A 14129-nucleotide genomic window follows, 5' to 3' on the forward strand; every position below is an offset into this window, starting at 1 on the left:
ATGGACGCCTTGATGGGCCTTAGCAAAGCGTCGCAACACTGAAAACAGGATCGACTGCCCCGGAAGTACGCCCTTAGATCTTCTGCCTATGCGGCTCCCCTCATAGCAACCGGCCCCAGCTCCGCAGACAGCCATGGATCCACCGACAAACCCTTTCGGAGCAGACCATGGCTCCAGCGGTTGCGTGATTGAGGAGCCAGCAAGGGCGGGCTTAGACGAGCAGGTACCAGCATATACAGACGGCATGGGTCCATGAAACCTGGCGATACAAACCTGAGCCCATGATACCGCGCAAGATCAAATCGGTACTTGCGGCGAGCAGGCTGCTTCGCTGCAGATCGAAGCGGAACGTCAGGTCGCCTAAAGCATCGGCGATGAAAAAGCGTCTAACGAAAAACTTCGCCGTAGCATCAGGAGCCGCGGTTCGAAATCGAAGCATGCCAAGCCAGCCTCATTGAAAGTGGCCGGTCGTTAGACGGCTCGTCCACGCGCTCCACCTCCCTAGTATGGCGGGAAGCGTCTGCTCAGCCATGAAACCGCCAATCGGTTAACTTCTTGCGGCTTCTCTTCTGGTGTCCAATGCCAACAGTCGGGGACAACGTGTTTCTCTAGGTCTTTCACGTAAGCGCCCATTTGATCTGTCATGCTTGGTCTCAGCACCACGTCGTTCTCTGCCGAGATCATCAGCGAGGGGACGTGGATGTTCTGGTCGACATCGAGACCCGCTTTCCAGTTTCTGGATATGTTGCGGTACCAATTGATGGCCGGAGTGAAGCCCGCGGGATTGGACTGTTGCACATAGTGTTCCAATTCCTGCGCATTCAAAACGTCCTTGCCAGGCAGTTTCTCGGGGAGTGGCTTGCCGTAGTATTCCATGTTTGCGACTTCCGCAGGGAGGTTACCCCAGTCCTTGGGTGTGCCGAGGTCTTTGCGGTAGGATGCCCTGAGCGTGCCGCGTGGATCCTTGTCCATCGCGGTATCGGCGGATTTGCCATTCTGGAACTTCAGCACGTACATTTCAGGGCTATAGATACCGCGCATCTGCGCGATCGGATCAACCTTAGGATCGGCAACGAAGGACTGGCCATCAGGTAGGACGGCCTTAACGAGCTCGGGATGGAGCCAGAGCATCCAATGCGGTATAAACGGCGTGTTGACTGCAATGACTCCCGCGACCCTGTCTTCGTGGAACAGCGGCATTTGCCATGCAAGCAACCCGCCCCAGTCGTGGCCCATGAAGACTGCCTTGGGAATCGACAGTGCGTCGAGCAGACCCACGAGGTCCGCCGTGAGGTGCGCGATATCATAGTCTTCGACTGCGGTGGGCGCATCGCTTTTGCCATAGCCGCGGAGGTCGGGAACGATGACCCGATATCCCGCAGCCACGAATTCCGGGATCTGATGCCGCCAGGTAAACGCTATGCCTGGAAAACCGTGCAAAAGAACCACGGCAGGACCGGATACCGCTTCATGGACCGATAGTTTGATGCCGTTCGTTGTGACGATTCGGGAAGGTGGCATAGCCGGGGATTGCGCGAAGACGGGAATGGCCGACGTTGCGACGACCGTGCCAGACCCATCAAGAATGCCCTGCGAGAGAACTTGATCATGATTTTACCTCAAATGGAGACCGGATTTTTTAGCCTGGTCTGAAGCGGTCTACGCCGACGTTAAACGGTCCTTGCGCACAGGCGTGTAGCCAGACCGACCGATCGACCTGCCTATGAACCGGGTGAATCGAGCGTCTGGACACTTCCGCCACTTGCCTCAAGCCGCTTGAAATACGCATCGGCGTTCAGGATTTGGTGGGGAAAGTATAGCCCGGGGGAAACCGCCGGGTTGCCGTCGAGCCCTGAGAGCCTTTCCAGCATCATGGAGACGCCCAGCCCCGTAAGAGGCGCGGTTCCCTTTGAATGAATGACTGCATGCCGGGTTCTAAGCCGTTGCCCAGATCGGTCCTCCCCCGAGAGTTCGACAATGATCTCGGTAGACATCTGCCCGCCGCCACGCCGCGTGGAGCTCACTCCGGTGGCGATATTGAAGCGGACATCAGGAGCACCTGTCGCGGTAGCCAGGCCGACAATGTCGATGGACGAAAACGCTGAGGCATCGATGACGGTACCATCTACTGCTGAAAACCTGGCTTTGACATCTTCGCCTTGCAGCCAGAGATAACTGAAATTAGTTCGTACGAGCGATGCAGGGAGTGTCTTTTCCAGACGCTCGAAGTCGACGGCCACTGTTGGACCGCCGGTATCTTCTTCGTCGACGAGCGCATTGATGAGAATCTCGTCTACCCTACCAAATGCCTCCGCAAACCTTAGCGCGGGGACTGTCGCCGCACCGACAAGCCATTCCGCTCCAAGAACGACCGGCGCGTTGTCCGGCCTATACATGAAGGCGCCGACCTCGGGGGAAATCTCGTGTATCCCCCACGAAATGCTCACATGGGGAACGCCGCGAGACTGAGCAAAACGAAGTCCGGCGACCTTGTGGTCCGGGAAAAAGATGGCAACGGCGCTTACGGGTCGCTGACCGAGTCCCATTAAGGTTGGGACCGCATTGCTCAAACCGAATATGTCCTTTGGCACGTTCCAGTCGGTGGATTCAAAAGATCGGGAGCCCAAAAGCAGTTTAAAGCTCCCGAACTTCGGGCCCGTGGGTGTTCAGTCGACGTGTTGTATAACACCGTGCGTCCGCATTCATCACTGAACACCTAAGTAAACCCGGACTACCCGATGGGGCGGACCAGATTAAGAAGTGACAGAATTTCCATCGCTTCTTATTACTGAGGGTCGCGGCAACAATCCCGATAGACAGTTGCCGCTAGACATCTTTAATCACCAGCGGCATACAAGAGAGCTATATCTTCATGATAGCTCTTGCAGGGGCCGTCCACGAACAGCACAACAGCCCTTCGCCTTTCAACTACTACGGAACAGCCATTCGCGAAGTAATAGTTTCGATCACCCCTTTTCGTCTTAACCATTGTAGGCACCTCATCCTGCGGCCTATCGTTTTGCACAACAGGTTGCGGTGGGGCCGACCACATTTCGGCATCGCTGACAGAAGCACGGCCCGCTCGTTTGTCGTATATGCAAAGTTTTGATACCGACGATCCGCGTGTCTTATCCGAGATCAACATTGCGGCCACACCCATTCGATCATCGAAACCAACAATCGTCGAGGCGCGATAATTGCGAAGGCCGCTAGCGGCCACGCAAGCCTTCGTGACTTTGGCGTCAAAGGCCGTCCATGCATCCCCGCTGGATGCGCTGGCAGGGCTGCTGAGTGCGAGGAAAGCGACGCTGACAGCGCTGGCAGCAATACGACTTATCATTTAATTTTTCCTAAGTGTTGCGTTTCAAGATTGGGTTCATATCGAGAACTGCGGCCCTTTGATGTCCCTGCCATGAGCTCACACTCTGGTGGTGCCAAAAACATCTTTCGCAGCGTGGAAAACGTTGCTGGTCCCATGAGCGAAAAGCCGTACAACGAGAGACCTCAAAGACGGGCGCTCTGACTGTATAGCCGCTCTCTAAAAAGGATCACCGAGGGCGCCTGCTACCCGGCTTTTACTAAGCGAGAACTTCGATCCTTCATGTCGCTTGCGTAGCGTGCCGTTCGCCGGGCATGCCGACGGGTGATTTCAATACAAGCCATGCTGAACTCCATCGAGTCTTTACAAATCCTAATGAATCATAACCTATTGAAATCAGTCACTTATTTGACGCGGCCTCTAACAGTTGTTATCGTAAGTATCCGATGTCCTTATCGCCCAATGACCGGGCAGCCGCGAACGTTTGCGACGATCGTGCGATATTCACCCCGGCGACGGCCTTCGACGACGACGCGTCGTGGGCTGACATCAACGATCTGCGCGCGTCGCAGGCCAAAATCGCGGGCCTTTTCCTGGGCCAGCCCCGGTGCGCAGCGACCGCGGCGTTCGCCGCGATCCCAGCCTGGACGGCGGCCGTCGCGACCCCAGTCGCGTTCGTCACCGCCGCGCTCGTGGTCGCGGACCTGGACATCAACGATACCGTCTGAACTCAGCCGGGCTCGAAGAGCCTCAATCGATACCTTGCGAGCCGCTGGTGCTCAGACGTGGACAATAGGGCTGAAGATTGCAGGAACATGGAGCGTCTCAAAATTCAGCATGATCGTATGAATCGATTCTGATATCCGCGACCTTTAGAACAACCACAGTGACGATGCAATTTCCGGTTAAACTGCAGAAGCGACCGGCTCGACCGCACTACGTTGGGCCTCCGGAAAACTAAGTGGGTCTGGCTCAGGCACGTGCCTGCGCCGGCCCGGTAAAGATAAGACGCGACAACATGGCATCGAGCGAACCGCGATATGCAAACAGGAAATCAAAGTCGCTAAGCGTGCCGAGTTTGACATCCCCCCAGACGCCCTACCGCTCCGTGGACCTGAAGGCGCATAGAACAGCGACGGACAGCGACTGCTCGATCGGCGAAATCGGCGAGGATTAACCTCAGAGTGATCTCACAAAGCGGGCGATGCCATCCACTACGCCCGGCGCCAATGGAAGATTGTCCGCTATGTAGGTCGAAATGTTGGCGGTCCGCTCATCCGAGCCGACCTCTTTCAGGACGTGGTTGGTATCCGGGAGAATGACGAGCGTGGCGCTTGGCGCGGCTTGTTTTAGTCGATTGGCATCGGCGACCGACACCTGAAGGTCTCGCTGCCCCTGCACGATAAGGATCGGTTTGGCGATTTTTGCCGCTAGCACTGCGGGATCGAGCAAAGCTGCTGATGAGAAACCTTTGCACATCGGCGCTGAAAAGGGGTGCAAGTTCTGGGCGGCAACTTCGTCCCATCTACACGCCGCCCAGTTGACAGTTCGTCGATCGCCTAGTCGACCGCGTCCATCAGCGGTGCGTTGGCGGGACTGGCGTTCAACTGCTCCCTGATCACATCTGCGAGCGGTCGCCCCGCCGCGGCGACGAGGATCACCCCGCAGATGTGATCCGCTTTTGTGGCGGCCGCTAATGCCACCAGGCCGCCCTCGCTGTGCCCTAGAAGCCATACACATTCGGCTCCGGTCCGAACACGGACCGCATCGACCCAGGCGCTGGTATCGTCGACGTAGTCGTCGATCGTCACTGCATTGGCGTCGATCACGGCATCCTGGCTGCCGAACAGGCCGCGCTTATCGATGCGGACGCTGCCAATTCCTCGCCCGGCCAGACCTTCGGCCAGCAACCGATAGGGCGCAGCGCGCACGCCCAGTGGACTGTTGCCGTCCCGATCGGTAGGACCGGAACCAGGTATCATCAAGATCATCGGCGCGTCCTTGGCCGGATGAACCATCGTTCCGCGCAGCGGCCCGTGGGGACCCGGAGCCTCGATGTCGCTGCTGAGTTGGGTCGAGGTGCCAACGGCAAGTATGGTCGCTACCAGAGCGGACAGCATGTAATACTCCATGCAAATTGAGGTCAGGTTGGGGTGCTGGCGAAGGGCGGACATAGTGAATCGGTTCCGACACCCGCAGTACATCGGCCACACACGTCAAACGCCTTGCCCCTGTTGAGCATGTCGACCAACTGCGGGCCGAGGGGATGCGCCAACGCGCTGGTACACCTTGCTGCCTTCCTTTTTCTTGGTCGCGAAAAGACGAATGACGCTGCCAAGCAACTGATGCGGCTCAGTCGGCTAATGCAAGGGCGCTAGCGCATCATGAAGACGAGGACAGTAAAGACCTAGACGGGTTCGCCTTGATGGAATACGAACCAGCGATCATCCCGTTTGTATACGACGCCCAGAACATTCATCAAGGCTCGAAATTGGGAATGCCGATCTGCAAGGCTACCTCTCGAACTCACGATACAGCTCGGCCGTCGGTGCGTACGTATCGATCGTGTCGGCGACCTTGGCGGTCATCGGCAGGCATTTTTCTTTTCCGCGTCCAAAACCGCTTGAACGTTCAACCGTCTCGCCCGCCGTGTCGATCACGAGCTTCTGGGAAAGCTCCGCTTTCGCAGCCACATTCGTCAGCTCGTCCTCCAACACCGCCGCCATCTTTTTTGTGCGGGCGAAATTCGGCGCGGTCCCTACAACAGACCATGACGCTTACCTGAAATTCAGGTCATAAGCTCTTCGATACGCTCTTGTTGCCGGGAAGTGCTTCTGCAGCTTCCGGTATCAACAGGCAGACCACTTAGTTCCTGCAGCCGTGTACCCCAATTGCACATACTGACAAGCACAGGTTCCAGTGATTTTCCCAACTCCGTTAGTTGGTACTCCACCTTCGGTGGGATCTCTGGATAAATGGTGCGGTCTATAATGCCGTCGGCTTCCAGTTCCCGGAGCTGAAGCGTAATCATCCTTGGCGTTGCGGCCGGAGTGAGACGGCAAATCGCGTTGAACCGCAATTTGCCATCGAGCAGATGAAACAGGATCACCGGCTTCCACAGCCCCCCGATGACCGAAATTGTCGCTTCCACCGCGCATCCAGTCCGGTTGGCTGTACTGCGCTTACGCTTAGATCTGACACTATCATCCATGATACTACATGCTCTTTTTGTACGTACTTCAATTGGCAGCATTATACCCCTATTTTTGCAGCTGTGTAAAGGAAACGCGCTGGCACCGAAGTGTCCGTTCCAGCCGTTTAATCTCAAAAAAGGAGCAGGGCCTCACAATGTCTACGAAACAAAAGCCGCTTATTTCGGTGGTTGGCGCAACCAGCAAGCAAGGCCGAAGCGTGGCCACGACACTTCTCAAGAGCGATCAATACAGGGTCCGTACCTTGACCCGGAACCGTGATTCCGAAGAGGCTCGTAGCCTCGCAGCTCTCGGTGCAGAAGTTGTGGTCGCGCCGCTAGGGCCCGGCCATCAGAAAGAACTTGTTGCAGCGTTTGCGGGCGCGGATGGTGCATACCTGATGACGCCGCAGCTTCTGCCCCAAGACAACGCCGAATTCGCCCTCGGCAAACAACTGGCCGATGCAGCCGTTGAAGCGGGCGTCGGTCACATCGTGTTTTCGACGTTAGAGAATGTTGCAAAGATCTCGGGTGGAAAGAAGTTCACGCCCCACTTCACTGACAAGGCGCTCGTTGCCGATTACATTCGCACACTGCCAGTTACGCACTCGTTCGTCTCTCTCGCATTCTTTTATACGAACCTACTTGAGTATTACGTCCCGCAGATGGAAGGGGACACGCTCCTCATGCCAATCTACCTCCCTGAGGACTTCCGCGCACCGTTCGTCGATCCGACGACAGCAACGGGACCGGCCGTCCTGTCTGTGCTGTCCGACCCTGCGACCTTCAATGGAAAGACACTTCCGATCGTCGGCGACATCATTTCCCCGCGCGAGATGGTCGAAACTTTCCAGCGTGTGACTGGCATCAGGGCAGAATACCGGAGCGCGTTTAAGCGCGACGAACTTCTGAAATACTTTCCGGGATTTGGTGCCAACGAGCTTCTTGTCGATGAATTGATCGGCATGGTCGAGTATGCGGTCGAGTACGGCTACTTCAACAAAGAACGCGACCTGGAATGGAGCCGCCGCTTGGATCCGAATGCGCTCTCCTGGGAGCAGTTCTTGAAGTCGACCGACTGGCGTGGCGACAAGACGCAGTTCGGCCTTTGAACAAGTCTCTCGGGGCGACAACTGCCGTAAAATGGTAACGCGGTTGTCGACATCAAACTATCAGGGGCTGGCATCCGCGTTATGCGGCGCTTCCCAGTAATAATTGCATTCAGACCCGACAACAATAGTGAGAACGATATGAGCGTTGAAGACAACAAGCGCATCGTGCGCGAGTTCTGCGATCACTTTAGAACATCGAACGCTGATGGTCTCATTGATGGTATGACAGAAGATGCAACCTGGTGGGTCAACGGAAAGCCGCACCTGTTTCCGTCCGCCGGGACAAAGACGAAAGCGGAAGCTGCGAACATGCTCCGTAACATGCTTGCGGCCTATTCAAACGGTCTTGATATGAAAGTCCTGAACATGATCGGCGAAGGCGATAGCGTCGCCGCTGAGGCGCGTTCGCAGGCACTCACAAAGTCCGGCAAGGTCTACGAGAACGAATACTTTATCCTGTTCAGGATCCGCGACGGAAAGATCGCAAGTGTGAGGGAATATACCGACCTTATGCACGTGCAGGAGACGTTTGGCTGAGGCGCGTGTGGGTTGTTAGGCACGGTCGCATCGATCTCACGAATGCTATGGCGACCGATTTCCAGTTTAACAGCCCCTTGCTTCGTTCTGCAGCGGGATGCAACAGTAACATGCGCCAAGGGCTGATCGAAGGTCTTGTCGGTTACCTGTGATTCGCACCGAATTGGAAGATCACTCTGGGACTAACAATACCCTGTTGGAAAGGGTTGAGCGATTGCCCAGATTCTTCGAAGAGGTCTACAATGCCAAGCGGCTGCACTCGGCCCTTGGCTACAGATCGCCAGCAGAATTTGAAACCCAACTCGCCCAGCGCGTGGCTTAGTTTGAAGCGTCTCGCTCGTCCAGCTGGAGCTTCCATCTCCAACTGTGTAGAAAGCGGCCCCTTAGAGAAGCGTGGTATCAGACGCTGTCCCGTTGTTCAACTAGCCTGTTGCGTTGACTTGCCGATGAGATATGCGCGCACAGCCCCATCCTCCGTCAAGCCGATGGCCCGCCTGAAAGCCGTTGCGGTGGCATGTCGGTCGGTGGCCAGCTGCTGCAGCAATTGCGCCTTGAGTGCCCAGAACGGTTGGTAGTCCCCCGTCATCGCTTCGGGCAGCTGAGCCAGTTCATGAAGACCCGCTTCAGCGCCATGCATCTCGGCAGTGGCTGCCGCCAGCCCCACCAGATTGCCGATCGTGGGTGCCTTCTGCGCCAATAGCCCATGCAGCGTCCACGCCGGCAGGCGCAAATCCGCGCCCATCATGCGCGATTGCACCAACACCGACTGGATCGCCGCCTCCAGCTGGAAACGTCCTGGCTGCTTGAGCCCTCCGGCAGTTCGCAATTTTTCCTCAGCCTCGCGCGCCATCGGCAGATTCCAGAGCGCCGTATCCTGCTCGGCCAGCGGCACATAGCGCCCCTCCACCCGCCGCGCGGCGCTGCGGCTTTCGCAAAACAGCATCAGCGCCAGAAGGCCCCGCGCCTCGGCGTCTTCTGGCCGCAGTTCCACCAGCACCCGCGCCAGCCAGATCGCTTCTTCGGTCAGCCCCTTGCGCGTCTGATCGTCGCTACCCGTGCTGTCCCAGCCCTGCCCATAAGCGGCGTAGATCGCCTCGAGCACATCGCCCATGCGCTCACCCAGTTCGTCTTCCTCTGGCATTTCAAAGGCAATCCCCGTGTACTTGATGCGCGCCTTGGCCCGGCTTAGCCGCCGCCCCATCGTATCGGGCGAAACCAGGAACGAAGATGCAATACGCTCCGCCGTCAACCCGAGCACTGTTTGCAGCATCAGCGGCGTGCGCGCGGCAGCATCGATCGCCGGGTGGCCGCACACAAACATCAGCTCCAGCCGCTTGTCGGCAATCCTAGGCATTTCCTCGGTTTCTGTAGGTGCCAGCACCAGGAGGCTGATGGCCATTTGTTCGCGTGTTTTCCGCGCCCGCGCGCCATCGCGCAGCCGGTTTCGCGCTGCTACCATCAGCCAGGCATCGGGGTTGGCCGGCACGCCTTGTGTAGGCCAGATGTCGAGCGCCCGGGCAAACGCCTCGGCCAGGGCGTCTTCGGCTGCGGCCACGTCCCGCCATTTCCGCGCAAGATACGCGAGAAGACGCCCATAGGAGGTGCGGGCAGCATTCTCCGCCGCCCGCCGCCCGTGTTCGTGAAGGCTGCCGTCCACCACTTAGCCTTGGTTGGGCGGAGGCAGCACGGGGCGCACTTCGGTAGCCCCGTTGGAAGCCGCAGGGCTGCGCGCCGCCCAGGACAGCGCCGCATCGAGATCCGGAACCTCGATCACGACGTAACCGGCCAGCTGTTCCTTAGTAGCGGCCACCGGCCCGTCCTGCACCAGGCGTTTACCGGCTTGAAGGCGCACCGTGGTAGCCGTGGAGGGCGGCCTCAGCGCATCGCCCTTGATCACCACACCCGCTTCGTACAGGGCGCCGATATAGGCGTTCCAGGCCCCCCAATAGGGTCCGGCATGTTCGGGGTTGTCGATCTTGGCGAACTCGGCCTCGTTCTCATAAAATATCATCATGTACTGCATTTTGGGTCCCTTGGTTACTGAGGCGGATCATCCGGCTCTGCAACACTGACGCGGCTAGAGCTGCCATTTGGACAGAGCCTAAAACATTTTCGGCCAACAGAACAGCCACCGGCGAAGCCAGCGCTTATGACGACAGGCGGCCGCTTGTCGGCAATCATGGGCATTTCCTCGGTTTCTGTCGGTTGCACCAGGAGGCTGCTGATCGTTTGTTCGCGTGTTTTCCGCGCCTGCGCGCCATCGCGCAGCCGGTTTTGCGCCGCCACCATCAGCCAGGCATCGGGGCTGGCCGGCACGCCTTTCGTGGGCCAGATGTCGAGCGCTTGGGCAAAGACCTCCGCGAGCGCATCTTCAGCCGCCGCCACGTCGCGCCATGCTCGCGCGAGATACGCGAGGAGGCGCCCATAGGAGGTGTGGGCAGCGCTCCGCCGCCCGCTGCCCGTGTTCTTGAAGGCTGCCGTCCACCGCTCAGCGTTGGGTGGGCAGATGCTGCACGGGGCGCACTTCGGTAGCCCCGTGGGAAGCCGAAGGGCTGCGCGCCGCCCAGGACAGCGCCGCATCGAGGTCCGGCACCTCGATCACGACATAACCGCCCAGCTGTTCCTTGGTAGCCGCCACTGGTCCGTCCTGTACCAGGCGGTTGCCGCCTTCAAGCCGTACCGTGGTTGCCGCCGCAGGGGGCATGAGCGGGTCGCCCTTGAGGACGACGCCTGACTTGTACAGCGCATTTACATAGGCGTTCCAGGCGTCCCAATAGGGTCCGGCACGTTCGTCCTGGTCGCGCTGGGCAGCGATCTCGGCCTCGTTCTCATAAAACATCAGCATGTATTGCATTATGGGTCCCTGTCCTTGGTTTCTGAGGCGGACTATCCGGCTCTGCAACACTGACGCGGCCAGAGCCGCCATTCGGACAGGGGCCAAAAACATTTTTGGCCAACAGAAAAACCACCGGCGAACCAAGCGCCTATGACGACAGGCGCGCTTGTCCAGAATCATGTGCGCTTTGCCGGTTCGCCCGCTACTGGTAGCTTCAACCGCAACCCAGGAGAGAACCATGGAACACCAGCGACTTGGCAAGAGCGGCCTCAAGGTTTCCCGGCTCTGCCTGGGCTGCACGACGTATGGGGCGCCCGACCGCCTGCCGCGACAGCTTCAGAGATGAAATGGCAGCCGGAACTCGGCTCTCCGTGATTCGCTCAACTGCGGAGCCTACTTCGACAAAGGCATACAATGCCGCGGCGGTCGCCAGCACGGCGAGCGCGCTTGTTGCGATGAACGCCATCAGCAGTCGACCACGAATGCCAAGACGTTCCATCACCATCGCGACGGATGCGACCACGTTGGGGAGAGCGGCCTATTCGATTGGGACATACGTGCCGGCCTTCCAAACGTACCAGACCGGGGTCTGGGTGGTGATGTCGCCCTTGGTATCGAATGCGATCGGGCCTATGACCGTTGTGAATTCGTTCTCCCGAAGTGCCACGATAACCGCCTGCAACTCCAACGATCCCGCCTTATCGACAGCGGCTGCCCAAGTCTGGATCGCGGCATACGTCAGAAGCGTGTATCCCTCCGGATCGAAGCCGTCGGCGCGAAACCGTTTGATCACCTCCAAGGCGTTGGGGTTTAAGCGAGGGTCGGGAAACGAGGTGAAGCGCGTACCTTCGGCCGCTGGGCCGGCGATCAGGCCGAATTCCTCAGTGGCCAGCACGCCCGAGCCGGTTACGAGCTGGACGTTGTAACCTCTATCCCGTGCTGCACGGATCAGGAGACCCATCTCGGTCTGATAGCCGCCGACGTAAAGCACCGCAATATTGGCACTCTGCAGCTCGACAATCTCGGCCGAATAGTCGGACTTGCCCGGCTCGAAGGACTTGTAGATGGCTTCAGTCACGCCACGCTTGCTCAGCTGTTCCCTGGTAGAATCCGCGAGTCCCTTTCCAAACACCGTATTGTCATGAAGGATTGCGATCTGTGGGCCTTTCCAGTTATCGGCCAGATAATTGCCGTCCATAACGCCATCCGCGTCGTCGCGGATGATGACGCGGAACACATTTGCCCGCCCAAGCTCGGTCAAAGTGGGATTGCTCGAGGCCGGCGAGATCATCAAGACGCCAACCTTCTCGTAGATGCTCGAAGCAGGTATGGAAGCCCCGGAACAATAGTGGCCGGCGACGAAAATAGCACCGTCGCTCACCAATTTCCGAGCGGCGGCGACGCCCTGGTCAGGATCGCAAAAGTCGTCGGCGGTCAGAAGTCGGACATGTTCGCCGAGGACGCCGCCGGCAGTGTTTATATCCATCACGGCCAGCTCTGCCCCGCGCTGCATCTGCTCGCCGGGCCAGGCATTTGCTCCACTCATAGGGCCTGCTACGCCGATCAGCACCTCCGCTTGCACGCTAGCGACGAAAGCGATGCTCAAGATGCCAGCGCAAAAAAACGAGCGCATCAGTGCCCCCTTCGTTAAGGTACATTAGAACATACTAAAAGGATGGTCGCACGTTAATTCTGTCGTGGTTCGATGCTAAGACAGCTCATCAGTTCGGCATCTTTCCCCTGGAGCTCAGAAATTCCTACTTCACCGGCGCGTATCCGCCGCCGTTCCAGACGTCCCAAATCCAGCTCGAACCCCTGACATCCCCCTTGTTGTCGAAACCAATTGGACCCAGCACAGTATTAAACTGGTGGCTGCGCAGCGATGAGATCACCGCCGGCAACTCCAGAGAGCCCGCCATCTCGACCGCCTGTGCCCAGGCTTGGGCAGCGCCATACGTGTGCAGGGTCTGACCCGTCGGCTCGAACTTTTCGACTTCCCGCGATGACCCCAAAGTCCTCCGAAGAGACCCCATCGCCAGCAACGAGCGGAACAGAATAGCCACGCTCTTTGGCCGCACGGGCAATAAGCGCCACTTCGGCCTGGCGGCCACCCAGATACAGGACGGCGATGTCGGCTGCTTGAAGCTCAGCCACTTCGTTGGAATAGTCGCTGCTCCCCGGCGCGTATGGCCGGTGGACGGCTTCTGCTATGCCGCGCTTGTTCAGTTGTTTTTTCGTCGCATCGGCGAGGCCTTTGCCATAGGTCGTTCCATCGTGAAGGATCGCGATCTTCCTGTCGCCCCAGTGATCGGCTGGGTAGTCGCGGCGCCACACCCTGCATGTCGTCGCGGCCGATGACGCGAAAGACGTTGGCGCGCCCTTGCTCGGTGAGCGCCGGGTTTGTGGACGACGGAGAAATTTGCAGGCCCCCCGCCGCCCTCATACACCTTCGATGCTGGGGTTGATGCGTCGGAACAGGCATGCCCGACGACAAAGACGACGCCGTCGCTGACCAGTTTTTTGGGCGGCGGCAACAGCCTGCTCTGCATCGCAGCTTGCCTATCATCCCTCGCCGCTTTTGCAGGATATTGATGCGGCGACGCTCATCCTGCGGGGCGAGGAGGACATGATCGCAACTGAGGTGCATCAGGCCCAGATGAAAGATGCGATCGTCGGCGCGGAGCTCATTTCTCTTCCCGGTAGCGGCCATAACATCCATTGGGAAGACCCCGTGGCCGGCCTGATCTTAACGTTTCTGGAGCGTCTGTGACCGCTTCTGGCGTGTTCCCGTCGTGAGCGCGCCGATTGCAACATCTTCAAAAGCCAGCCATTCTACGAGCGTTCGCCGGGAGCGGTGCCGTGAATGAACTCGAAATCGCCAATCAGGAATTTTCGCAGTTGGCGGAGGAGGCAGTGGCTCTCGCCGAGGCCTATTGGGTGTCGCTGAAGGAACGTCCGACCTATCTGCGATGTTTCCATCTGGATTGAGGTCCCGGCATCTGTTGGGAAACGCGCTTCCATCTCGCGCCAGACGCGGCAACGCGGTTGCCCTCGTGGGCGAGGCTGTTGAGCCAATACCCCACCATCTCGACAGTACCCAACCTCTTGCGGTGCACATCATCGATGAGTGTCGCC

General features: G+C 58.5%; 17 protein-coding genes and 3 pseudogenes. 4 read left to right on the forward strand and 16 right to left on the reverse strand.

Features of this window, described 5'->3' with window-relative positions; genetic code table 11:
* Positions 1-501: 501 nt before the first annotated feature.
* From ACP7E0_RS33000 to ACP7E0_RS33040, 9 genes and pseudogenes are all read right to left on the reverse strand, one after another.
* A complete protein-coding gene (locus ACP7E0_RS33000) occupies positions 502-1521 on the reverse strand; it encodes an alpha/beta fold hydrolase (RefSeq protein ID WP_426131356.1) in 1020 nt (339 codons plus the stop codon).
* 200 nt (positions 1522-1721) lie between these two features.
* The gene (locus ACP7E0_RS33005; RefSeq protein ID WP_426131358.1) at positions 1722-2570 is read right to left on the reverse strand and encodes an NAD(P)-dependent oxidoreductase; all 849 of its coding nucleotides are present in this window, start codon (positions 2568-2570) and stop codon (positions 1722-1724) included.
* 266 nt (positions 2571-2836) lie between these two features.
* The gene (locus ACP7E0_RS33010; protein WP_426131360.1) at positions 2837-3340 is read right to left on the reverse strand and encodes a hypothetical protein; all 504 of its coding nucleotides are present in this window, start codon (positions 3338-3340) and stop codon (positions 2837-2839) included.
* A gap of 233 nt (positions 3341-3573) precedes the next feature.
* Positions 3574-3675, reverse strand: a pseudogene (locus tag ACP7E0_RS33015) (IS5/IS1182 family transposase); the annotation flags it as partial.
* A gap of 96 nt (positions 3676-3771) precedes the next feature.
* On the reverse strand, positions 3772-4074 hold the full coding sequence (locus ACP7E0_RS33020; RefSeq protein WP_426131385.1) for a hypothetical protein: 303 nt from the start codon (positions 4072-4074) through the stop codon (positions 3772-3774).
* Positions 4075-4498: 424 nt separating this feature from the next.
* Positions 4499-4798, reverse strand: coding sequence for an alpha/beta hydrolase family protein (locus ACP7E0_RS33025; protein ID WP_426131362.1), 300 nt, complete (start codon positions 4796-4798; stop codon positions 4499-4501).
* Between the two features lie 80 nt (positions 4799-4878).
* Positions 4879-5493, reverse strand: coding sequence for an alpha/beta hydrolase (locus ACP7E0_RS33030; protein WP_426131364.1), 615 nt, complete (start codon positions 5491-5493; stop codon positions 4879-4881).
* A 339-nt stretch (positions 5494-5832) separates the two neighbouring features.
* Positions 5833-6045: a hypothetical protein gene (locus tag ACP7E0_RS33035; protein ID WP_426131366.1), complete on the reverse strand. Its 213-nt coding sequence runs from the start codon at positions 6043-6045 to the stop codon at positions 5833-5835.
* Between the two features lie 62 nt (positions 6046-6107).
* Positions 6108-6530: a winged helix-turn-helix transcriptional regulator gene (locus tag ACP7E0_RS33040; RefSeq protein WP_426131368.1), complete on the reverse strand. Its 423-nt coding sequence runs from the start codon at positions 6528-6530 to the stop codon at positions 6108-6110.
* Between the two features lie 137 nt (positions 6531-6667).
* Between ACP7E0_RS33040 and ACP7E0_RS33045 the strand changes: the two genes are divergently transcribed.
* Both ACP7E0_RS33045 and ACP7E0_RS33050 read left to right on the forward strand, forming a co-directional pair.
* Positions 6668-7621, forward strand: a complete 954-nt coding sequence (locus ACP7E0_RS33045; RefSeq protein WP_426131370.1) for an NmrA/HSCARG family protein — start codon at positions 6668-6670, stop codon at positions 7619-7621.
* Positions 7622-7702: 81 nt separating this feature from the next.
* A complete protein-coding gene (locus ACP7E0_RS33050) occupies positions 7703-8158 on the forward strand; it encodes a nuclear transport factor 2 family protein (RefSeq protein WP_426131372.1) in 456 nt (151 codons plus the stop codon).
* A gap of 418 nt (positions 8159-8576) precedes the next feature.
* Here the strand turns inward: ACP7E0_RS33050 and ACP7E0_RS33055 are convergent, their stop codons facing one another.
* The 7 genes and pseudogenes from ACP7E0_RS33055 to ACP7E0_RS33085 form a co-directional block, all read right to left on the reverse strand.
* Positions 8577-9815: an RNA polymerase sigma factor gene (locus ACP7E0_RS33055; RefSeq protein ID WP_426131374.1), complete on the reverse strand. Its 1239-nt coding sequence runs from the start codon at positions 9813-9815 to the stop codon at positions 8577-8579.
* Positions 9816-9818: 3 nt separating this feature from the next.
* A complete protein-coding gene (locus tag ACP7E0_RS33060; RefSeq protein ID WP_426131376.1) occupies positions 9819-10172 on the reverse strand; it encodes a YciI family protein in 354 nt (117 codons plus the stop codon).
* Positions 10173-10195: 23 nt separating this feature from the next.
* Positions 10196-10543: a hypothetical protein gene (locus ACP7E0_RS33065; RefSeq protein ID WP_426131377.1), complete on the reverse strand. Its 348-nt coding sequence runs from the start codon at positions 10541-10543 to the stop codon at positions 10196-10198.
* 103 nt (positions 10544-10646) lie between these two features.
* Complete coding sequence (locus ACP7E0_RS33070; RefSeq protein WP_426131379.1) at positions 10647-11003, reverse strand: YciI family protein; 357 nt, start codon at positions 11001-11003, stop codon at positions 10647-10649.
* Positions 11004-11208: 205 nt separating this feature from the next.
* Complete coding sequence (locus tag ACP7E0_RS33075; RefSeq protein ID WP_426131381.1) at positions 11209-11517, reverse strand: hypothetical protein; 309 nt, start codon at positions 11515-11517, stop codon at positions 11209-11211.
* Positions 11518-11532: 15 nt separating this feature from the next.
* Positions 11533-12627, reverse strand: coding sequence for a branched-chain amino acid ABC transporter substrate-binding protein (locus ACP7E0_RS33080; RefSeq protein ID WP_426131382.1), 1095 nt, complete (start codon positions 12625-12627; stop codon positions 11533-11535).
* A gap of 124 nt (positions 12628-12751) precedes the next feature.
* Positions 12752-13547 (reverse strand): annotated as a pseudogene (locus ACP7E0_RS33085) (branched-chain amino acid ABC transporter substrate-binding protein); the annotation flags it as partial.
* On the opposite strand from ACP7E0_RS33085, the pseudogene ACP7E0_RS33090 reads away from it, so the two are divergent.
* A pseudogene (locus tag ACP7E0_RS33090) lies at positions 13546-13764 on the forward strand (alpha/beta fold hydrolase); the annotation flags it as partial. The pseudogenes ACP7E0_RS33085 and ACP7E0_RS33090 overlap by 2 nt on opposite strands.
* A gap of 89 nt (positions 13765-13853) precedes the next feature.
* Positions 13854-13982, forward strand: coding sequence for a hypothetical protein (locus tag ACP7E0_RS33095; protein WP_426131384.1), 129 nt, complete (start codon positions 13854-13856; stop codon positions 13980-13982).
* Positions 13983-14129: the final 147 nt, after the last annotated feature.

Origin of the sequence: Pararhizobium sp. PWRC1-1 (assembly GCF_049897905.1) — a bacterium.
Lineage (GTDB): Bacteria > Pseudomonadota > Alphaproteobacteria > Rhizobiales > Rhizobiaceae > Pararhizobium.